This is a genomic window from Enterobacteriaceae bacterium Kacie_13 (genome assembly GCA_013457415.1).
Taxonomy (GTDB): domain Bacteria; phylum Pseudomonadota; class Gammaproteobacteria; order Enterobacterales; family Enterobacteriaceae; genus Rahnella.
This window is the reverse complement of record CP045665.1, coordinates 1,397,668-1,419,212: the sequence shown is the minus strand read 5'-3', so window position 1 is coordinate 1,419,212 and position 21,545 is coordinate 1,397,668. Positions and strand designations below refer to the sequence as shown.

Below are 21,545 nucleotides of genomic sequence, written 5' to 3'. Positions count from 1 at the left end.
TCTGTTTTAAAAAATTATCCGCCACTCATGATAACCTAATGAGATTGTTTATCTGTATGAACTTCGCCATGAAATTACATTATCGCCTGCAAGAACCTGAAGTCACTGACAGCACTGCCCTGCCGGTTTTGCTAATCCACGGTTTGTTCGGAACCCTCGATAATCTGGGTGTTCTGGCCCGCGACCTGAAACAACAGCATAGAGTGTTGCAGGTGGATTTACGTAACCACGGCCAGTCCGGACGCTCACAAGAGATGTCTTACGCCGCGATGGCGCAGGATTTAGTGGAAACGTTAGAGGAAGTTGGTTTCCAAAAACTCATCGTTATCGGCCACTCCATGGGGGGGAAAGCCGCGATGGCGCTGACGGCGCTTATCCCGGATCGCATCGAAAAGCTGATCGCTATTGATATCGCCCCGGTGGATTATCACACCCGCCGCCACGATGAAATTTTTGCGGCGATCAACGCCGTGACCGCCGCCGGAGTGCGCGATCGCACGTCTGCCACCGCCTGCATGCAAGAGCATATAAAGGAAGACGGCGTGATCCAGTTCCTGCTGAAATCATTCCAGCAGGGAGAATGGCGCTTCAACGTACCGGTATTGATGAGTCAGTACGAAACCATTATCGGCTGGGAGAATGTGCCCGCGTGGGATCACCCGGCGTTATTCATTCGCGGCGGTCTGTCGCCGTATGTGCAAGACGCCTACCGCGAAGATATTGCCCGCCAGTTCCCGCAGGCAAAAGCCTATGTGGTCGCAGGAACCGGCCACTGGGTTCACGCGGAAAAACCTGACGCTGTGCTGCGTGCTGTGCATCGTTTCATCGATTCGCCTGAGGTTTAACATCCTGGGGATAAATTGTGCAAAAAGTCTGCACAACTTCAGAAGTTATCATGAAATCAGGGTAATCAGGCGTTGTGAACTCCTGGCGCGCTAGGGTATGATTGCGCGCTATAATTTTGCCGCCCCGTTTCGCTCAGGTTGAGTTGCGGGGGGTGAATTGGGTCAGGGTTTCTTAGCCCGAAATGTGTGAAACGCTCGTCAGGAATCGGCTTGCCGTTTTCCGATGTAAAAACTTCCCTGGTTGTACCGCTACCTATGGCAAAAGAACAACTGGATCGCACGACGATTGATCTGTTCGCAGATGACCGCCGTCCGGGGCGTCCAAAAACAAATCCGCTATCCCGTGATGAACAGCTCAGGATTAACAAGCGCAACCAGTTGCGCCGCGATAAAGCGAGCGGCCTGCGTCGCGTTGAGCTGAAAATGAACGCTGATGCTGTTGATACGCTCAATAAGCTGGCAGAAGAGCGCAATATCAGTCGTAGCGAATTGATTGAAGAGATGCTGCTTGCGCATCTTAACGGTCATGAAGGCTGATGAAAAACGGGTAACCCTCTCAGGCTACCCGTTTGTTTTTTCTCTTTATACTGTTAACAACTCACTTCACTGCATCACTCAGAACGTTTCCCAGTTTTCCGAACTTTTCGCAGAAATCATTCTCGTATCTGGTCGTAATAACGGCGCAGAAGTCATCCCCGCAGGTTTTGACCCGACGCGCGTCACGCTGTCCCGCAGTTTGAACGTCGCCACGGCGTTGTTCAGCAATGCGGCCTGTTCTTCCAGAGATACGGCAGCCTGAGAAGCCTGTTCGACCAGTGAGGCGTTTTGCTGTGTCACGCTATCCATCTGCGTAACCGCCACGGCGACCTGACTGATGCCTTTGCTTTGCTCATCAGATGCAGACGCGATTTCCGCCATAATGTCGGTGACATGCGTAATTGAGCGCACTACTTCATCCATGGTCTGACCGGCGTTTTCCACCAGTTTAGAACCGCTGTCAACGCGGGAAACTGATTCGCTGATAAGCTGCTCGATCTCTTTCGCTGCCTGCGCGCTGCGCTGTGCCAGATTGCGCACTTCGCTGGCAACGACGGCAAATCCGCGCCCCTGTTCGCCTGCGCGCGCGGCTTCTACCGCGGCGTTCAGCGCCAGAATGTTAGTCTGGAAAGCGATGCTGTTGATGACCGAGGTTATCTCAGCAATTTTCTTCGAGCTGCCGGAGATATCTTTCATTGTGCTGACGACGTCGGCCACAATACTACCGCCTTTGCGGGCAGTGCCGGATGCTTCAATCACCAGCTGGCTGGCGTGATGGGCATTATCGGAATTGTGTTTCACCGTAGCGGTCAGTTCTTCCATGCTGGCCGCCGTTTCTTCCAGCGCCGAGGCCTGCTCTTCCGTACGGGAGGAGAGATCGTTATTGCCGGCTGAAATCTCTGAAGCGCCCTGATAAATGTTGTTGGTACAATTGCGGATAGTTTGAACGGTGTTCACCAGACTGGCCTGCATGATGTTCAGTAACGGGATCAGCTTACCGGCACAGTTTTTACCAAACTCTTCCATATGATTTGTCAGGTCACCGCTGGCAATCAGCGCAAACTGATCGCGGATCTTATCCAGCGGTTTCACCAACGCCATGACCAGATAGCGGTCGGTCAGCAGCAGAATAATCAGACCAATGATGAACGCAGTGATCTGAATGACTTTGCTCAGATACGTCAGATGGTTTGATTGTGCCTGCGCCGTACTGAAATCTACCGCAATCTGGCCGCTGACTTTTTGCATCGCCGCGCCAAAATCACGACTCAGTGGTGGTACGGTGGCGTTCGCTAACTGGTTGTACACGTCGATTTTTTTACTGCTGGCAGCTTCAAACAACGGTGTTACGCCCTGCGCGACAAGACTCTCCCAGCTGGCAAGCAACTCCTGAACAGCAGATTCTTCCAGACCCGGATGTGGCGCGGCTTTAAAACCGGCCAGCGCCTGGGTCAGACCGTCGAGGGACTGCTTTGCGGTATCAAAAATTTCAGGTCCTTTGGTCGGATCGGCCTGAAGCTGCGAGACGGCACGGCTCAGACGGGTGACGGTACGAAAATACTGATCATTTCCTTTGCTGATCAGCGCCATATTGTTGACGAGTTCGGAACTGTTCCTGGTGTTTTGGGTCAGTGTGTTAAGCGAGCTGACGGTATAAAGCGATACACCCGCCCACATGACGCAAAAAACGCCAAGAATGCTTAATAAAGCGGCCCTGATGGTGATATTTTTCAAAAACTGCACGATATGCCTCTCTCGAAACATGACTGTTTCTGGTCTGAGGATTGAGGGGGATGCGGAGAATCAATACGTGTAACCAGCGGGCGGGTGCCTCTGGACATGTTTGAACACCTCTCCGGGCATCGATTTCTTTATTATGTTGAGATTGCTCTCGCATCATCTATCGGCTGGACGTGCCTAAACTTAAGGAGAGTGTCAGATTATTTCTTCACTTTGCTTTTAACCTCAATAACTTTGAGGTTAAGACCGGCATTCAAAAGACACGAAGGCGATAACACTTAAAAAGTTTGGCCGATAAACTTATTCGTCAGTTAAGAAGGCGAGCAGAAGCATATTCTCCGCCCCGCGAGTTTGCTATTATCAGCGTTATTATTGCCTGCAAAGTAGGGCTTATCATTGAGAACAAGAGGTTAGACATCTTATGGCCGTAGTAGGAATCTTCTTTGGATCCGATACAGGTAACACCGAAAACATCGCAAAAATGATCCAGAAACAGCTGGGTAAAGATGTTGCTGAGGTGCATGACATTGCGAAGAGCAGCAAAGAGGATCTGGAAAAATTCGATATCTTGCTGATCGGTATTCCAACCTGGTATTACGGTGAAGCACAGTGTGACTGGGACGACTTCTTCCCAAGCCTGGAAGAGATCGACTTCGAAGGTAAGCTGGTTGCGCTGTTCGGCTGTGGCGATCAGGAAGACTATGCAGAATATTTCTGTGATGCACTGGGCACCGTGCGCGACATCATTGAGCCACGCGGCGCGGTGATTGTGGGTCACTGGCCCACTGAAGGCTATCACTTCGAAGCCTCCAAAGGTCTGGCCGATGATAAACACTTCATCGGACTGGCGATTGACGAAGACCGTCAGCCTGAATTAACCAATGAGCGCGTTGATGCGTGGGTTAAGCAAATTACAGAAGAATTAAGCCTTTCAGAAATTATTGGCTAAAAACCCTGTTGGCCCTGAGGATTTATTCTACAATTGAAGGGCCAAACTATTACTGAAATTAACAATTTAGCCACAACAAAATTGTTACTTTCAGTGGTATCAAGGTACACTGAGTTCATCTGTTTTTTCTATCGATCAAGTCGTTGCATTATCTGATGTGACCGGCATTTAGTGATCTTTATTAACAGGCAATCGTTTAGGGGATCGGCACACTTCCGTTAAACGAAGGATCCTAAACGAACAATTTTGTGCCGCTGATGCCACAGGCTCGATGCCTCAACTTGATTAGCACATAGTAACAGGACTGAATCCGCATGACTGACAACAACACCGCACTGAAGAAAGCCGGCTTAAAAGTCACGCTTCCGCGCCTTAAAATCCTGGAAGTGCTGCAAGCGCCGGAAGGTCATCACGTGAGTGCGGAAGATCTGTACAAACAACTGATTGATATGGGTGAAGAGATTGGTCTGGCGACGGTTTATCGCGTTCTGAACCAGTTTGATGACGCCGGTATCGTGACCCGTCATAACTTCGAAGGCGGCAAATCCGTATTCGAACTGACCCAGCAACATCATCACGACCACCTCATCTGCTTAGATTGTGGCCGCGTGATTGAATTCCGTGACGAATATATCGAAGGTCGTCAGCGTGAAATCGCTAAGAAACATGGCATCAAACTGACCAACCACAGCCTGTACCTGTACGGCCACTGTGAAGCAGGCGATTGCCGCGAAGATGATTCTTTGCACAATGATAAGCCCGCGCAGTAATCTGCCCGGTTCGGCGATGTTGCCGTCTGCGTAAAGCCTTAACTAACCGCTGAAAAGCGGTTTTTTTTGGCCTAAGTGCTGAACATCAGATATAAAAAACCCCGGCGAACCGGGGTTTTTAATTCTTAATTGGTGGGTTTTGGAGAATTGTTCGCTCTGATTTCCTGCCAGATTTTGCCGCAGTCGTCGGAGTAAGCCTGGCCGTCACCGGTTTTACGCGCGGTCAGGCAGCGCTGGTAATCCACCACGCGCACCGTTTCCTGTTCAGCAAATTTCTGGTGAGCCTTTTCCTGTTTCAGAACGGTAAGTACCGCCTGGCAGGAAGCCAGTTTGTCCGGCGAACCTTCCGCTGTGTTAATGCAGGCGCTGTAGGCCTCGCGCGTTTTCGAGATTTGAGCTTGCTCGGCAGTTTGTGCGCAACCGGTCAACAGAACGGAAGTAACAACGATCATCAGTAATTTATTCATCGACATGGCGACCTCAGAAAATAGTGAATGGAGCGATAACGATGAATTTGACGTCTTTTTCATCCTGGAAGATGTTGCCGTAACCGCCACCCCAGCTCGGGATATCCGAATGGTTGTCGTACTGGGTGTAATGCAGTTTGAACAGCGTACCTTTAGCGCGACCTTCCTGAATGGTGTACAGCGCATCCAGACTCCAGGCGCTCTCTTTCAGGCGCTGGCTCTGGTCATAAGCCGCATTGGTGCTTGGCTTGGCGTCCCACGCATAAACGTAAGATCCCCCTACTGCGAAGCCCGGCAGATCCCATTTCGCCAGATCATATAACACTCCGGCATAGACTGCTTTTTCACCATTGGCGTTGAAGTCAGAACGGTTATCCCACCACACGTCAAGACGACCGTTGGATGAGGAGTAAGTCGGTGTCATACGCTGCAGGAAATAGCCCTGATTCCCTTCAGCCTTGACCATCGTCCCTTCAAGACGCCAGTTGAACTGGCCGGTGGTGTAGCCGAATGTCAGCGCCTGCAGCCATGCCAGACCATCATACAAACTGTTAGGATCGTTTTTGTCGCTGATGCGGTCTTCGGCACCGTAGAACTGGTAGCTGGTGGTCAGCGGATTACCCAGCAGATCGACCTTATAGGACGCTTTTGCGAAGTACTGATCGACGTAGCTTTCCGCCTGGCCATAGGCCGCCTCGAGGACGAAATCATTTTTGAAGTCGTATTTCGCGCCCAGAGAGTGGATGTACGAAACGCCAGTTTTCTTATCATTCTGGCGGAAATCATCCATTTCCAGATGCCACGGCGATTTGTATTCGTCCGCCCACATGTAGGAGAAGCTCAGTTCACCTGGCTCACCAAAGTCATGTTTATAGCCCGCTTCTGCCCCTCGGTATGTCCCCGGCATGAAGCTCCAGTGCGGCGCTATCAGCGTCTGTCCGGTTGGCTGGATATAACCGGCGTGCCCCCAGAATCCGCCGTATTTGAATTTACCTGCCGCTTTATACAGACTGACCCCACCTTTATCTCCCGAATAATCTTCATCGTAGGCGTGGTTTTTAGAAGAAAACGCAATTTCGTTTGGATGGCCGCTGTCGCTGGCTTCAGCGAGCTCAATCGCAGTAAAAGCTGCGACGTCGATGCCGAACATATCCCACGCATAACCGGAGGAGAAATCCAAATTCAGGTTGGCGGTGGAGTGAGAAAGGTTAGTGGCGTACTTATCATAATCAGGATTGTTGACCGTGACTTTTGATCCGTCAGGTCGGGTTTCTTCTTTGGTCTTATTCAGATCTTTGCGATCACGCTCACGTTGCCAGTAATAAACTCCGCCAGTCAGCGTGGAATCATCAATAAAGCCTTCCGCTTTTACTTCTTTAGAAAAGGTCATTCCGCCACCTAATAAGGTGCCGGCCAAAGTGTACATCACAGGTTTCAGATAAGCCGATCCCCTGCCCCGATTAAGGTGCTTGTGCATAGAATTTCCTCATTTTGACTAAAAAGATGATGCAAAACCCAAATGGGTATTAAAAGCGGCCGCCAAAGGCGTAACCGTAAAAAGCAGGTTAAGAGTATTTTTCGCGACACGAATTATCAATGGGTAATTAATCATTGATCGCTGAAATATGACAAAGTGCACATAAAGATGAAAAAGTGTAACAAAAGCACCATGGAATGGATCCAATAGGCAGAAAAGAATTAAACATAATAAATTCAAATAATTAAATAAAATAACCACACGCTTTACACGTTTCAGCATTCACATATCGCTTAAATGAGAAAGCTAAAAAGTGACCATCAAAAACACATTAATTCGCGATAAAAATCAAATACACCGTTTTCCCGGCATAAAAAAACGCAGCCGAAGCTGCGTTGAGTCAGACGTGATATTTTAATCAGGCGACAGGTTTGCTTTCCCAGGTGTCGCGCAACCCGACGGTGCGGTTGAAAACCAGATGCTCAGCGCTTGAATAGCGGCTGTCGGCACAGAAGTAACCCTCACGCTCGAACTGCACACTGACTTCTGCCTGAGCAGCGGCCAGAGATGGTTCAACGAAGCCCTGTGAAATCACCAGAGATTCCGGATTGATGGTTGTCAGGAAATCTTCGGCCTGTCCTGGGTTCGCAACGCTGAACAGGCGGTCATACAGGCGGAATTCTGCCGGTTTACCTTCTGAGGCAGAAACCCAGTGGATCACGCCTTTTACCTTACGGCCATCAGCGGGATCTTTGCTCAACGTGTCAATATCGTAAGAGCAGAAGATGGTAGTGATATTCCCTTCCGCGTCTTTTTCGATGCGTTCCGCTTTGATCACATACGCATTGCGCAGGCGAACTTCTTTGCCCAGCACCAGACGTTTGTACTGCTTGTTCGCTTCTTCACGGAAATCAGCCTGATCGATGTAAATCTCACGGGTGAAGGGTACTTCGCGGGTGCCCATCTCCGGTTTGCTCGGATGATTCGGCATTTTCACCATTTGCACGTCATCACCGGTGAAGTTCTCAATGATCACTTTAACCGGGTTGATCACGGCCATGGCACGTGGTGCATTTTCGTTGAGATCGTCACGGATACAGGATTCCAGCGCCATCATTTCGACGTTATTGTCCTGCTTGGTCACGCCGATGCGACGGCAGAATTCGCGGATAGACGCCGCGGTATAACCACGGCGACGTAGTCCGGAAACCGTCGGCATACGCGGGTCATCCCACCCTTCTACAATCTTATCTGTCACCAGCAAGTTCAGCTTACGCTTGGACATGATTGAATATTCAAGATTCAGACGGGAGAACTCGTACTGACGCGGATGGCATGGAATGGTGATGTTATCCAGCACCCAGTCATACAGACGGCGGTTGTCCTGGAATTCCAGCGTACACAGTGAATGGGTGATCCCTTCCAGCGCATCGGAAATGCAGTGGGTGAAATCGTACATTGGATAGATGCACCATTTTGTGCCGGTCTGATGATGTTCGGCAAACTTAATACGGTAGATGACCGGATCGCGCATTACGAAGAATGGCGATGCCATATCGATTTTAGCTCGCAGGCAGGCTGCACCTTCAGCAAATTCACCGTTACGCATTTTTTCGAACAGCGCGATATTTTCTTCCACGCTGCGATCGCGGTACGGGCTGTTTTTGCCCGGCGCAGTCAGCGAGCCACGGTATTCGCGGATTTGCTCTGGAGAAAGTTCGTCGACGTAAGCCAGACCTTTGTTGATAAGTTCCAGCGCGTACGCGTGCAGTTGATCGAAATAGTCTGAAGAGTAATGAATATCACCGCTCCAGTCGAAGCCCAGCCACTGGACGTCGTGCTTAATCGACTCAACGAATTCGATGTCTTCTTTTGCCGGGTTAGTATCGTCAAAACGCAGATTGCACTGTCCCTGGTAGTCTTGCGCAATACCGAAGTTCAGGCAGATAGACTTCGCATGGCCGATATGCAAATAGCCATTAGGCTCAGGCGGGAAACGGGTGTGAACGGTAGTATGTTTCCCGGTCGCCAGATCTTCATCAATAATCTGACGGATAAAATTTGTTGGGCGGGCTTCAGCCTCACTCATTGTGCAATTCCTCTACGCAACATTGCCTCTACGGATAACCGCTTATGTTCCAACAAGCCACGTCGGGAAACAACCGTTAGTTGCATAAAATCGTGGTTATCCCTTTACGGGCTGTCCGAAAACAATAAAAAACGGGAAGAGATCGCTCTCTTCCCGTTCTGACTGCCTTTTTAAAACAGTGCTCTGTGAAACCACTTTACTCAGAGAAAAAAGATTATTTGCCCTGAATCTCAAACAGTTTGGTCTGGCCGGCTACAACGGAACCGCTGGCCAGAGAGATAACACCGGTGTAATCATCGATATTGCTGACCACAACGGGGCTTATCATTGAGCGCGCATTGGCGTTCAGATAATCAAGATCCAGTTCCAGAACAGGCTGACCGGCAGTGACCGTCGCGCCTTCTTCGACCAGGCGGGTAAAGCCCTGACCGTTCAGCGTCACGGTATCAATCCCCATATGAACTACGATTTCAGCACTAGAAACGGTTTCCAGGCAGAAGGCATGATTGGTATTGAAGATTTTAACGATAGTACCCGCTGCTGGCGATACCACGGTTTTACCGGTCGGGCGGATGGCAACACCGTCACCGACAGCTTTGCTGGCGAAGGCTTCATCAGGGACTTGATCCAGCGCCACAACATCACCGGTGACCGGGGAGACCAGTGTTTCCACTACGGCTTTCACCGTATTTGGCACCGCCTGAGGCGCAGCTTTGGCAGTGACAACCGGCGCGGCAGTCGCCACACCTGCGGCAACCGGGCCACGGGCAATCACTTTCTTCATAGCATCTGCCAGAGATTCGGCTTTTGCACCCACGATAACCTGAATGCTTTGTTTGTTGAGACGAACGATACCGGATGCGCCAAGGCGTTTACACGCCGCATCATCCACGGTGCCGGCATCTTTCACGTTCAGACGCAGACGGGTAATACAGGCATCAATCCCTTTAAAGTTGTCAGAACCCCCCAGTGCACCGATGTAGCTTCGCGCCAGCTGGTTCAGGCCTTCTTCAGTATTACTGTTCGCTTCCGGTGCGCCCATATTTTCAGTGTCGTCTTCACGACCCGGCGTTTTGAGGTTGAACATGCGGATAATTACGCTGAACAGAACGAAGTAGATGATGAAGAACACAACACCCATCACCAGCAACATCCAGACGTTTTTACTTGCCGCTGGCAGGTTGTACATCAACGCATAGTCGATGGCGCCCGCAGAGAAGGAAAAGCCTGCGTGAATACCCAGAGCCGTTGCAACGTACAGGCTGATCCCGGTCAGGATGGCATGCACTAAATAGAGCAATGGAGCGAGGAACATGAACAGGAATTCTAATGGCTCGGTCACACCGGTCAGGAACGCGGTCACCGCCACGGAAACCAACATACCACCGACCAATGGACGACGTTCTTTAGGGGCTGCAAAGTACATGGCAAATGCCGCACCTGGCAGACCGAACATCATGATTGGGAAGAAGCCGGACATGAACATCCCCGCGGTACCGTCACCCGCGTAGAAGCGGTTGATGTCACCGTGGAATACGGTGCCGGCAGCGTTGGTGAAGTCACCAATCTGGAACCATGCGATGGTGTTCAGAACCTGATGCAGACCGGTTGGGATCAGCAGACGGTTAACGAAACCGAAGATGCCCGCACCAAATGCGCCAGCGCCCACGATCCACTCACCACCTGCACGGATTGCATCCTGCACCGGAGGCCAGACGTAACCGAAAATCGCGGCCAGAACCAGACAGAAGAAGCCGGTTGCGATAGGAACGAAACGTTTCCCACCGAAGAAGCTCAGGAAGTCAGGTAGTTTGATATCAGACCAACGGTTGTAAACCATACCGCCGACCAGACCGGTGATGATCCCTGCCAGCACGCCCATATTAACGGCCGGGTTGATGGTGATCATCGCTTTGGTCAGGATGAAATAACCGATACCGCCAGCTAATGCAGCCGCACCCGCGTTGTCTTTAGACCAGCTCGACGCCACACCGATAGCGAAGATTAATGCGAGGTTATCGAAAATCCCGCCACCGGCTTGCGCGATGAAAGGCATGTTAAGAAGATCAGGCTGACCGAAGCGCAGCAATAATGCAGCGACCGGTAGTACGGCTATCGGCAGCTGTAGCGCTCTGCCTAAACGCTGAAAGAATCCAAGAATATTCACATTTCCCCCTATCCGCCGTCAGGCGAATCACCTAAGTAGTTTAATTAGTATGGTTACTACCTTTACTCTTTACTGGTCTGATTTAACCGACTGCACTGCGAGTGTAAAAAGATTATTTCGTATCGCAAATTAAAACCTCTCTTTTTGTGATAATTGTCACCAAAAAGAGGTGATAACATGCCATCGTACTGGTCAACACACAAAACTTATTTTATTATTAAAAAAATCTAGACGGTATTGTGCCAGCCATAAACTTTCACGGTGGTTTACGCTTAACAAGACCGCCTTTGAATCGAAGAACTTTGCTTTAGCTTTGTCTACGTATATCCGAAGCCGGCATTCACGACTAAGGGTATGAACAGTATATTCAATATTCTGAAACTAGAGGTACGTGATGAGACTTATTCCTTTAAACACCACCACTGAAGTTGGCAAATGGGCTGCGCGCCATATCGTTGAACGTATCAATGCCTTCAAACCGACTGCCGAACGTCCTTTCATTTTGGGCCTTCCTACCGGTGGAACCCCGCTCGAAGCTTACAAACACCTTATCGCTATGCATAAAGCAGGCCAGGTTAGCTTCAAAAACGTCGTGACCTTTAATATGGATGAATATGTTGGCCTGCCGCAGGAACACCCGGAGAGCTATCATACCTTCATGTACAAAAACTTCTTTGATCACGTTGATATTCCAAGCGAAAACATTAACCTGCTGAATGGTAACGCGCCAGATATTGACGAAGAATGTCGTCAATACGAAGCAAAAATTAAATCTTACGGCAAAATTAACCTGTTCATGGGTGGCGTGGGCAACGACGGCCACATTGCTTTCAACGAACCGGCTTCTTCACTGGCCTCACGTACGCGTATCAAAACGCTGACACATGAGACCCGTATAGCGAACTCCCGTTTCTTCGACAACGATGTGTCTCAGGTGCCAAAATACGCCCTGACCGTTGGGGTGGGTACGCTACTGGACGCAGAAGAAGTGATGATTCTGGTTACCGGTCACGCGAAAGCACAGGCTCTGGAAGCGGCGGTGGAAGGTAACATTAACCACATGTGGACCATCAGTTGTCTGCAACTTCACGCTAAAGCCGTAATGGTGTGTGACGAACCCTCCACCATGGAACTGAAAGTCAAAACTGTTAAATATTTCCGCGAGTTAGAAGCGGAAAACATGAAGAATCTTTAATTTAACTGAATCCCAAAAATCATTTGAGTCGCAGCTGCGTTGGCTGCGGCTCGAAGAATGAAGGGGAATGGGGGCATGATGTACGCTTTAATTAATTGCCGGATTTATACCGGTCACGACGTTCTGGACAACCACGCGGTCGTGATTGCCGATGGCAAAATCGAACGTGTCTGTCCGGTCAGCGAGCTGCCGGCAAATGTGGAAACCCGCAGTCTGGACGGTGCCATTCTTGCCCCCGGATTTATCGATCTGCAACTGAACGGTTGCGGGGGCGTGCAGTTCAACGATTCTCTGGAAGCTATTTCCGTAGAAACGTTAGAAATTATGCAGAAAGCCAACGAAAAATCCGGCTGTACCAGTTTCTTACCGACGTTGATCACCTGTAGTGATGACTACATGAAACACGGTATCAGCGTCATGCGCACCTATCTGGATAAATATCCAAATCAGGCGCTGGGTCTGCACCTCGAAGGGCCGTATCTGAGCCCGGTGAAAAAAGGCACCCACAATCCGGCCTTTATCCGCTTGCCGGACAGCGCGATGATTGATTTCTTGTGTGCTAACGCCGAAGTGATTACCCAACTTACCCTCGCGCCCGAGCAGGTCGATGCTAAATACATTCGCCAGCTGCGTGATGCAGGCATTGTGGTGTCAGCGGGTCATTCGAACTCAACTTATGAGCAGGCGCGCGCAGGTTTTGCCGCCGGGATCTCGTTTGCTACGCACCTTTATAATGCAATGCCTGCCATTACCGGCCGCCAGCCTGGCCTGATTGGTGCAATTTTCGATACGCCAGAAGTCTATACCGGTGTCATCGCCGATGGTCTGCACGTTGACTGGGCAAATATCCGCAACGCGAAAAAACTGAAAGGCGAAAAGCTGGTGCTGGTCACCGATGCTACCGCGCCAGCGGGTGCGAACATTGATGAGTTCATTTTTGCCGGTAAAACAATATACTACCGTGATGGACTCTGTGTGGACGAGAACGGAACACTGAGCGGCTCAGCGCTGACCATGATCGAAGCGGTTCAAAACAGCGTCGAACATGTCGGAATCGCTCTGGATGAAACGCTGCGTATGGCATCGCTTTATCCGGCACGCGCGATTGGTTTCGATGACCGCTTAGGCAGCATCGAAGCAGGTAAAGTCGCCAACCTCACCGCGTTCACTCATGATTTTAAAATCACAAAAACTATCGTTAACGGTGACGAAGTTTAATTGAGCGGATAAAAGTATTGATGACAACTGGCGGACAGCAGGCACAAATCGGCAACGTTGATCTGGTTAAGCAGTTAAACGGCGCGGCGGTTTACCGCCTGATTGATCAACAGGGGCCCATTTCACGTATTCAGATTGCTGACGTGAGCCAGCTAGCGCCCGCCAGTGTTACCAAAATTACCCGACAGTTACTTGAGCGCGGCCTGATAAAAGAGGTGGAGCAACAGGCGTCCACCGGTGGCCGTCGCGCAATTTCTATCATCACCGAAGCCCGCCCGTTTCACACCATTGCTGTGCGTTTAGGGCGTCATGACGCGACCATCACGCTTTACGATCTGAGCGCCAAATCACTGGCCGAACAACATTATGCCCTGCCGGAACGCACTCAGGAAACATTAGAGAACGCACTCTTTGAATCGATCGCGCAATTTATCGAGATGAATCAGCGCAAAATTCGCGAGCTGATTGCCATTTCCGTCATCCTTCCTGGCTTAGTCGATCCGAATAAAGGCATCGTTCGCTACATGCCGCACATCAGCGTGGGTGCCTGGAAGCTAGTGGATGCGCTGGAAGCCAGGTTCAAAGTGACCAGTTTTGTCGGCCACGATATCCGCAGCCTGGCACTTGCCGAGCACTACTTCGGTGCAACCCGTGACTGCCAGGACTCCATTTTGGTTCGTTTACATCGCGGAACAGGTGCCGGGATTATCGTCAACGGCCAGATTTTCCTCGGCAGCAACGGTAACGTGGGCGAGATCGGCCATATTCAGATAGACCCGTTGGGCGAGCGCTGCCACTGCGGGAATTTCGGTTGTCTGGAAACCGTCGCCGCTAATGCTGCCATCGAAAACCGTGTGCGCCACCTACTGACCCAGGGCTATGCCAGCAAGCTCAGCCTCAATGACTGTTCGATTACCGCCATCTGTAAAGCGGCGAACCGCCACGATGCGCTGGCCACGGAAGTTATCGATCACGTCGGGCGTCAGTTGGGCAAAGCAGTATCTATTGCCATCAACCTGTTTAATCCGCAGAAAGTGGTGATCGCCGGTGAAATTACCGAGGCCGATAAGGTGCTGCTGCCCGCTATTCAGAACTGTATCAATGCCCAGGTGCTGAAGGATTTCCGCCGCAACTTGCCGGTGGTGACCTCCGAACTGAACCATCAGTCAGCGATTGGCGCCTTTGCGCTGGTTAAACGCGCGATGCTTAACGGCGTTCTTTTACAGCGTCTGCTGGAAAATTAAGACGTGCTATAGTCTTTGGCTGCCAGAAATGGAGCTGGAAAAGTGGGTTTAGAAATCATGACGATAAAGAATGTAATCTGTGACATTGATGGCGTGCTGTTGCACGACAACACCGCAGTCCCAGGCGCAGACAAGTTTCTCGCCCGTATTCAGGAACAGGGAATGCCTCTGGTCATTCTCACCAACTACCCTTCCCAGACCGCGCAAGATTTGGCGAACCGCTTTAGCGCGGCGGGTCTGGATGTGCCGGAAAGCGCCTTCTTTACCTCGGCAATGGCCACCGCTGATTTTCTGAAACGTCAGGAAGGCAAGAAAGCCTACGTCGTCGGCGAAGGTGCGCTGATCCACGAACTGTATAAAGCAGGTTTCACCATTACGGACATCAATCCTGACTTTGTGATTGTTGGCGAAACCCGTTCCTACAACTGGGACATGATCCATAAAGCCGCCTTCTTCGTCGCCAACGGTGCACGCTTTATCGCGACAAATCCAGATAATCACGGCCACGGATTTACCCCGGCCTGTGGGGCACTTTGTGCACCTATCGAAAAAATCACTGGCCGCAAACCGTTTTATGTCGGTAAACCTAGCCCGTGGATCATCCGCTCTGCCCTCAATAAAATGCAGGCACACTCCGATGGCACAGTGATTGTCGGCGACAATTTGCGTACCGACATTCTGGCCGGTTTTCAGGCGGGTTTAGAAACCATTTTGGTGCTGTCCGGCGTTTCCACACTGAACGATATCGAGGGGATGCCTTTCCGCCCGACGTGGATTTATCCTTCGGTTGCCGATATCGACATCATTTAACGCCGTTTGTTAAGCCTTTGAAAACGAGCCAGGACGCCTGTTCTGGCTCGTTTTTTTTCGTTTTGCTGATTGTTTTATATCCACTTTCTTGATTTTTTGCAGCCCTCTCAATTTTTCGCGATATAAATGACGATTCATCAATAATTTTATCATTAAACTGATAATTCGCTAAAGATTCACCCCTCTCAACATACTATTTCTCAGAAGAGTGTTAAACCGCTTGCACAGCATGGGGGTTTTGACGCATTTTCATAGTCAGCAACGCAACATCGCCAGACTAAAACAGAAAGAACGGCAACGTTGACCCTCATAAAAATGACAGCCAGAGAAACGTTAGGGAGAAAGACTTATGTGTTCAATTTTCGGTGTGCTCGATATTAAAACTGACTCCGTCGAGCTGCGCAAAAAAGCGCTGGAGCTTTCGCGCCTGATGCGCCACCGCGGACCAGACTGGTCCGGCGTATTTGCCAGCGATAAAGCGATTTTATCGCACGAGCGTCTGTCGATTGTCGACGTCAACAACGGCGCACAGCCGCTGTACAACGCAGCACATACCCACGTTCTGGCCGTTAACGGTGAAATTTACAACCATCAGGCACTGCGCGCTGAACTGGGTGACAAGTATGAATTCCAGACCGCGTCTGACTGCGAAGTTATTCTGGCGCTGTATCAGGAAAAAGGTCACGACTTCCTCGATGAACTACAAGGCATGTTCGCCTTCATTCTGTATGACACAGAAAAAGACGCATATCTGATTGGCCGCGACCATTTGGGCATCATTCCGCTGTACATGGGTTACGACGAACACGGCAACATGTATGTGGCTTCCGAAATGAAAGCGCTGGTGCCGGTTTGCCGCACCATCAAAGAGTTCCCGGCAGGCAGCTATCTGTGGAGCCAGGACGGCGAGATCCGCGAATATTATCACCGCGACTGGTTCGATTATGACAACGTCAAAGACAACGTCACTGATGCCAAAGCGCTGAAAGACGCACTGGAAGAATCCGTAAAAAGTCACCTGATGTCTGACGTGCCCTACGGCGTGTTGCTTTCCGGTGGTCTGGATTCCTCGGTGATTTCTGCGATTACCAAGAAATTTGCCGGTCGCCGCATCGAAGATAAAGATCAAAGCGAAGCCTGGTGGCCGCAGCTGCACTCCTTTGCCGTCGGTCTGGAAGGTTCTCCGGATTTGCGCGCTGCACAGGAAGTCGCCACGCATCTGGGCACAGTGCACCATGAAATCCATTTCACCGTGCAGGAAGGTCTGGATGCTATCCGCGACGTGATTTATCACATCGAAACGTACGACGTGACCACTATTCGTGCGTCAACGCCGATGTACCTGATGTCGCGTAAAATCAAAGCGATGGGTATCAAGATGGTGTTGTCCGGCGAAGGTGCTGATGAAGTGCTGGGCGGTTACCTGTACTTCCATAAAGCGCCAAACGCGAAAGAATTCCACGAAGAAACTGTACGCAAACTTCTTGCTTTACACATGTATGACTGCGCGCGCGCTAACAAAGCGATGTCCGCATGGGGCGTGGAAGCGCGCGTACCGTTCCTGGACAAAAAATTCCTCGACGTGGCTATGCGCCTGAACCCGAAAGACAAAATGTGTGGCAACGGCAAGATGGAAAAACATATCCTGCGTGAATGTTTCGAGTCTTATTTACCGCACAGCGTCGCATGGCGTCAGAAAGAACAATTCTCAGACGGCGTGGGCTACAGTTGGATCGATACGTTAAAAGAAGTGGCCTCTCAGCAGATCACCGATCAACAGCTTGAAACTGCACATTTCCGTTTCCCGTACAACACGCCAACATCCAAAGAAGGCTACCTGTACCGCACAATCTTTGAGGAGCTGTTCCCGGTACCAAGCGCCGCAGAATGCGTCCCTGGCGGTCCTTCAGTGGCCTGTTCTTCCGCGAAAGCCATTGAGTGGGATGAAGCGTTCAAAAACATGGACGACCCTTCTGGCCGTGCAGTAGGCGTTCATCAGTCTGCCTATAAATAACCGATTATCGGGTTAATCTCCCCCTCATTAATGGGCCTCTTATGGCCCATTTTTTTATCTGTAAAGCCAGTAAAAATAATGTCTTTTGCCCAATTAATCACCAGAGTGGTTATAAGCCAGACAAATGGACGCTGTCAGGGCTTTTTCTCCAAAAAAGGTGTTGACGCAAAACGGTCATATACGCATAATGCGCCCCGCAACGCCGATGAAGGTAGCGCGAAAAAAGATGGCTACGTAGCTCAGTTGGTTAGAGCACATCACTCATAATGATGGGGTCACAGGTTCGAATCCCGTCGTAGCCACCATCTTTTTTGCGGGAGTGGCGAAATTGGTAGACGCACTAGATTTAGGTTCTAGCGCCGCAAGGTGTGCGAGTTCAAGTCTCGCCTCCCGCACCATTTCCGGACATCGGCAGCACAGTTGGGGTATCGCCAAGCGGTAAGGCACTGGTTTTTGATACCAGCATTCCCAGGTTCGAATCCTGGTACCCCAGCCATTTCTTTTCTCGTCACGTCTTAGATGTGTGAGGGAGGAAAACCCGGTTTGAAGAAGTTGTACTGTTGGGGTATCGCCAAGCGGTAAGGCACTGGTTTTTGATACCAGCATTCCCTGGTTCGAATCCAGGTACCCCAGCCATACTTCTCTCTTTTAGTTGGTAAGCACTTGAAATTTATTATTAAGTTAGTTAAATTAGTGCTTGAAGTTTTGAAGTAAATCAGTAAAATTTGGCTACGTAGCTCAGCTGGTTAGAGCACATCACTCATAATGATGGGGTCACAGGTTCAAATCCCGTCGTAGCCACCATTTTACAACTTTGCATTCTAAGCTGGTTGTAGAAAGAAGTAAGAAACACCATTGGGGTGTCGCCAAGCGGTAAGGCTCTGGTTTCTGATACCAGCATACCCAGGTTCGAATCCTGGCACCCCAGCCACATTAGAAAGGCCCGAATTTATTCGGGCCTTTTGCTTTTCTGCGGTTTAAAGACAGATTCAAAAAAGGCTGATCGTTTTTTAACGTCAGCCTTTTTTCATTAAATCCCCAGTGCGTATTTCAATGCTTTGGTTTTCAGGCCACCGGCCCGCTCGGCGGTCATCAGCGCCAGATTTCGCAACATTTTCACCGGCGCTAAATCATTGCTGAAGGCGGTATAAAACAAATCCATCCCGCTTTGCATCATCAAATTATCCAGACGGCGCTGACACTGATAGCGCAGCAATACTTTCTCGCTGCTCCATGCCTCACCACTTTCTCGTGCTTTTTCCAGTACAGACAGCAACGCTTCGACATCCCGGTAACCGAGATTTACACCCTGACCTGCCAGCGGATTAATGGTATGGGCTGCATCCCCCACCAGCGCCAGCCCCGGTAAGACATAACGTTGCGCGTGACGGCGAACCAGCGGGAAAGCGCCCGAAGACAATGCCGTGGCCTTCCCAAGGCGTGCGGGGAATGCCTGCATAACTTCGGTAGTCAGCTGTTTCATGTTCAGCGTTTGCAGATAACGGATACGCTGCGGGCTGTCGTACCAGACTAAGGAAGCCTGATGACCAAACAACGGCAGGAATGCGCGCGGGCCTGAAGGGAAAAATTGCTGCCAGGTGACATCCTGATCCGGCGTTTCGGTTTCGACGTTAATCAGCATGCAGTTCTGGCGGTATTGCCAGCCATCCACGCCGATCCCTGCCAGCTGGCGCACCAGCGAATTCGCACCATCGGCGGCAATCACCAGCTGCGTATGCAGCAGTTCGCCAGTAGTCAGCTGAAGCGACCAGGTTTTGTCGTCATGCTGTAAAAGATGACGCAGTTTCGCCGGGCAAAAAAGGGTCAGGTTGGAATAGCCATCAAACTGCTGCCACAACGCCCGTTGAAGAACACGGTTCTCTACCATGAACCCAAGTTCCGGCAGTCCGAGCGACTGCGCATCAAATTTCACCTCAGATCCATCGACTTCCCAGGTTTCCAGCCGGCGATACGGCACAGAGCGCATTTGCTCCACCGCTGGCCATGCACCGAGTTTCCTGAGAAAACGCACCGACGCACAGCCAATCGCAGAAATCCGCAAGTCAGCGGGCGCTGACGGGTCAAAACCGGCAGGCTCTTCATTCTCGATTAATGCCACCTGAAGCCCCTGCTGCGCCAGCCCCAGAGCGGCGGCGGCGCCAACCATGCCACCGCCGACAATCACTGCATCAAATAACTTCTCAGAATTATTCATTTTATTCCGGCTTTTTATTCAGTTCATTAAACAAAGTGTACCGGATTTTTGAGTCAGCATCAGGACCTAAGCTGCTTTCCTGCACTGGTCACCACCTGAGGGAGGGTTTACAATAGTGCTTCTGAATTGCGCTCTGCGCTGCGGCATTGCCAAACATCCGTATTTTCCTCCGTTTTGAGTACTGACACGCTGATGACTAAAAAACTGCACATAAAAACCTGGGGCTGCCAGATGAATGAATATGATTCATCCAAAATGGCTGACCTTCTCGAAAGCACCCACGGTTACCAGCTCACAGATAATGCCGAAGATGCGGATATCTTGCTGCTGAATACCTGTTCAATCAGGGAGAAAGCGCAGGAGAAAGTATTCAGCCTGCTTGGCCATTGGAAATTACTCAAAAAGAAAAATCCGGACGTGATTATTGGTGTCGGCGGGTGCGTGGCATCTCAGGAAGGCGAACTACTGCGTAAACGTGCGCCCTGTGTCGATATCGTTTTCGGGCCGCAAACACTGCACCGTCTGCCGGAAATGGTTAATCATGTCCGCGGCACGCACAGCCCGGTAGTAGACATCAGCTTCCCGGAAATCGAAAAATTCGACCGTCTGCCGGAACCCCGCGCCGATGGCCCGACAGCATTCGTCTCAATCATGGAAGGTTGCAATAAGTATTGCAGTTTCTGCGTAGTGCCTTATACCCGTGGCGAAGAAGTCAGCCGCCCGTGTGATGACGTACTGTTTGAAGTCGCGCAACTGGCGGCCCAGGGCGTACGTGAAGTGAATCTGCTTGGCCAGAACGTGAACGCTTATCGCGGCGAAGCCTTTGAAGGCGGCATCTGCACCTTTGCAGAGTTGCTGCGTCTGGTCGCTACGATTGACGGCATTGACCGCATTCGTTTTACGACCAGCCATCCGGTTGAATTTACTGACGATATCATCGACGTTTATAAAGACACACCTGAAGTGGTTAGCTTTCTGCACCTGCCTATTCAGAGCGGTTCAGATCGCATTCTGACGATGATGAAGCGTCCGCACACGGTGCTGGAATATAAATCGACCATTCGCAAATTACGCACCGCGCGCCCGGATATTCATTTCAGCTCTGACTTCATCATTGGTTTCCCCGGCGAAACCAATGAGGATTTCGAACGCACGATGGACTTGATTGCCCAGGTGAATTACGACGTCAGCTTCAGTTTTATCTATTCCCCACGTCCGGGCACACCGGCGGCGGACATGGTAGATGACGTCGGTATGGACGAGAAGAAAAAGCGTCTGGCGCTGTTACAGGAGCGAATCACGCAACAGGTGATGCGTTTCAGCCGCGCAACGCTGGGAACCGTTCAGCGCATTCTGGTAGAAGGCACCTCACGAAAGGATATTATGGAGCTGACCGGCCGCACTGAGTGTAACCGGGTGGTCAATTTTGAAGGCACACCGGACATGATTGGCAAATTTGTCGATGTGGAAATCGTCGATGTATATACCAATTCACTGCGTGGCGTGGTGGTGCGTACTGAAGAACAAATGTCGCTGCGCCTGCATGAATCGCCGCAGTCGGTCATCGCCCGTACTCGTAAAGAGAATGAATTAGGCGTTGGAATGTATCAACCCTGAGCCATCGGAATGATGTATGGCAGCACATTCGCAGGGCGCTTCGGCGTCCTGTTTCTTTTGAGAATTTGTGCAGAGCCGAGGCCTGAAGGGTTTAATTTTCCGAGAAAGGCCGCATATTCGGATGAAGGTAACTGCAACTGACGCCGGGACGCAGCATATTTTGCCAAGGGCATGTATTATTAACTCAGGTA

The 21,545-nt window shown here is 50.7% G+C and carries 17 protein-coding genes and 6 tRNA genes; 16 read left to right on the top strand and 7 right to left on the bottom strand.

The genetic code is table 11. From position 1 onward, the window contains the following. Window positions 1–56 precede the first annotated feature (56 nt). Together GE278_06455 and GE278_06450 are read left to right on the top strand one after the other, a co-directional pair. Window positions 57–845, top strand: coding sequence for an esterase (locus GE278_06455; protein QLK63221.1), 789 nt, complete (start codon window positions 57–59; stop codon window positions 843–845). Window positions 846–1,100: 255 nt separating this feature from the next. Continuing rightward, window positions 1,101–1,382 (top strand): LexA regulated protein, encoded by a 282-nt coding sequence (locus GE278_06450; protein ID QLK60426.1) that lies wholly within the window; start codon window positions 1,101–1,103, stop codon window positions 1,380–1,382. A 78-nt stretch (window positions 1,383–1,460) separates the two neighbouring features. Here the strand turns inward: GE278_06450 and GE278_06445 are convergent, their stop codons facing one another. Then, a complete protein-coding gene (locus GE278_06445; GenBank protein QLK60425.1) occupies window positions 1,461–3,125 on the bottom strand; it encodes a methyl-accepting chemotaxis protein in 1,665 nt (554 codons plus the stop codon). A 418-nt stretch (window positions 3,126–3,543) separates the two neighbouring features. Here GE278_06445 and fldA point away from each other — a divergent pair, with 418 nt between their 5' ends. Continuing rightward, window positions 3,544–4,071, top strand: coding sequence for a flavodoxin FldA (gene fldA / locus GE278_06440; GenBank protein QLK60424.1), 528 nt, complete (start codon window positions 3,544–3,546; stop codon window positions 4,069–4,071). A gap of 314 nt (window positions 4,072–4,385) precedes the next feature. Further along, window positions 4,386–4,841: a ferric iron uptake transcriptional regulator gene (fur, locus tag GE278_06435; protein QLK60423.1), complete on the top strand. Its 456-nt coding sequence runs from the start codon at window positions 4,386–4,388 to the stop codon at window positions 4,839–4,841. Between the two features lie 125 nt (window positions 4,842–4,966). Here the strand turns inward: fur and GE278_06430 are convergent, their stop codons facing one another. The 4 genes from GE278_06430 to nagE all read right to left on the bottom strand — a co-directional run bounded on the left by GE278_06430 (window position 4,967) and on the right by nagE (window position 11,041). Further along, window positions 4,967–5,308: a hypothetical protein gene (locus tag GE278_06430; GenBank protein QLK60422.1), complete on the bottom strand. Its 342-nt coding sequence runs from the start codon at window positions 5,306–5,308 to the stop codon at window positions 4,967–4,969. A 13-nt stretch (window positions 5,309–5,321) separates the two neighbouring features. Next, on the bottom strand, window positions 5,322–6,785 hold the full coding sequence (locus GE278_06425) for an outer membrane porin, OprD family (protein QLK60421.1): 1,464 nt from the start codon (window positions 6,783–6,785) through the stop codon (window positions 5,322–5,324). Window positions 6,786–7,203: 418 nt separating this feature from the next. After that, window positions 7,204–8,874, bottom strand: a complete 1,671-nt coding sequence (glnS, locus tag GE278_06420; GenBank protein ID QLK60420.1) for a glutamine--tRNA ligase — start codon at window positions 8,872–8,874, stop codon at window positions 7,204–7,206. Between the two features lie 214 nt (window positions 8,875–9,088). Then, a complete protein-coding gene (gene nagE, locus GE278_06415; GenBank protein QLK60419.1) occupies window positions 9,089–11,041 on the bottom strand; it encodes a PTS N-acetyl glucosamine transporter subunit IIABC in 1,953 nt (650 codons plus the stop codon). 394 nt (window positions 11,042–11,435) lie between these two features. Between nagE and nagB the strand changes: the two genes are divergently transcribed. From nagB to GE278_06360, 11 genes are all read left to right on the top strand, one after another. Then, on the top strand, window positions 11,436–12,236 hold the full coding sequence (gene nagB / locus GE278_06410) for a glucosamine-6-phosphate deaminase (GenBank protein QLK60418.1): 801 nt from the start codon (window positions 11,436–11,438) through the stop codon (window positions 12,234–12,236). Between the two features lie 78 nt (window positions 12,237–12,314). Then, entirely contained in the window at window positions 12,315–13,454 is a 1,140-nt protein-coding gene (nagA, locus tag GE278_06405; protein ID QLK63220.1) for an N-acetylglucosamine-6-phosphate deacetylase, read from the top strand. Window positions 13,455–13,474: 20 nt separating this feature from the next. Beyond that, complete coding sequence (locus GE278_06400) at window positions 13,475–14,698, top strand: ROK family protein (protein ID QLK60417.1); 1,224 nt, start codon at window positions 13,475–13,477, stop codon at window positions 14,696–14,698. 57 nt (window positions 14,699–14,755) lie between these two features. After that, entirely contained in the window at window positions 14,756–15,508 is a 753-nt protein-coding gene (locus GE278_06395) for an HAD-IIA family hydrolase (GenBank protein ID QLK60416.1), read from the top strand. 349 nt (window positions 15,509–15,857) lie between these two features. After that, complete coding sequence (locus tag GE278_06390; protein ID QLK60415.1) at window positions 15,858–17,522, top strand: asparagine synthase B; 1,665 nt, start codon at window positions 15,858–15,860, stop codon at window positions 17,520–17,522. A gap of 228 nt (window positions 17,523–17,750) precedes the next feature. Further along, a tRNA-Met gene (locus GE278_06385) sits at window positions 17,751–17,827 on the top strand. Between the two features lie 8 nt (window positions 17,828–17,835). Next, window positions 17,836–17,920, top strand: a tRNA-Leu gene (locus GE278_06380). Window positions 17,921–17,943: 23 nt separating this feature from the next. After that, window positions 17,944–18,018: transfer RNA gene (locus tag GE278_06375), tRNA-Gln, on the top strand. A gap of 65 nt (window positions 18,019–18,083) precedes the next feature. After that, window positions 18,084–18,158, top strand: a tRNA-Gln gene (locus GE278_06370). A 91-nt stretch (window positions 18,159–18,249) separates the two neighbouring features. Beyond that, window positions 18,250–18,326 (top strand) — tRNA-Met (locus GE278_06365). Window positions 18,327–18,378: 52 nt separating this feature from the next. Continuing rightward, window positions 18,379–18,453: transfer RNA gene (locus tag GE278_06360), tRNA-Gln, on the top strand. A gap of 99 nt (window positions 18,454–18,552) precedes the next feature. On the opposite strand, the gene ubiF is transcribed toward GE278_06360, so the two are convergent. Further along, on the bottom strand, window positions 18,553–19,737 hold the full coding sequence (gene ubiF / locus GE278_06355) for a 2-octaprenyl-3-methyl-6-methoxy-1,4-benzoquinol hydroxylase (protein ID QLK60414.1): 1,185 nt from the start codon (window positions 19,735–19,737) through the stop codon (window positions 18,553–18,555). 192 nt (window positions 19,738–19,929) lie between these two features. Between ubiF and miaB the strand changes: the two genes are divergently transcribed. Continuing rightward, window positions 19,930–21,354: a tRNA (N6-isopentenyl adenosine(37)-C2)-methylthiotransferase MiaB gene (gene miaB / locus GE278_06350; protein QLK60413.1), complete on the top strand. Its 1,425-nt coding sequence runs from the start codon at window positions 19,930–19,932 to the stop codon at window positions 21,352–21,354. Here the strand turns inward: miaB and GE278_06345 are convergent. Further along, a complete protein-coding gene (locus GE278_06345; GenBank protein ID QLK60412.1) occupies window positions 21,345–21,527 on the bottom strand; it encodes a hypothetical protein in 183 nt (60 codons plus the stop codon). The two genes, miaB and GE278_06345, sit on opposite strands and share 10 nt — an antisense overlap. Between the last annotated feature and the right edge of the window lie 18 nt (window positions 21,528–21,545).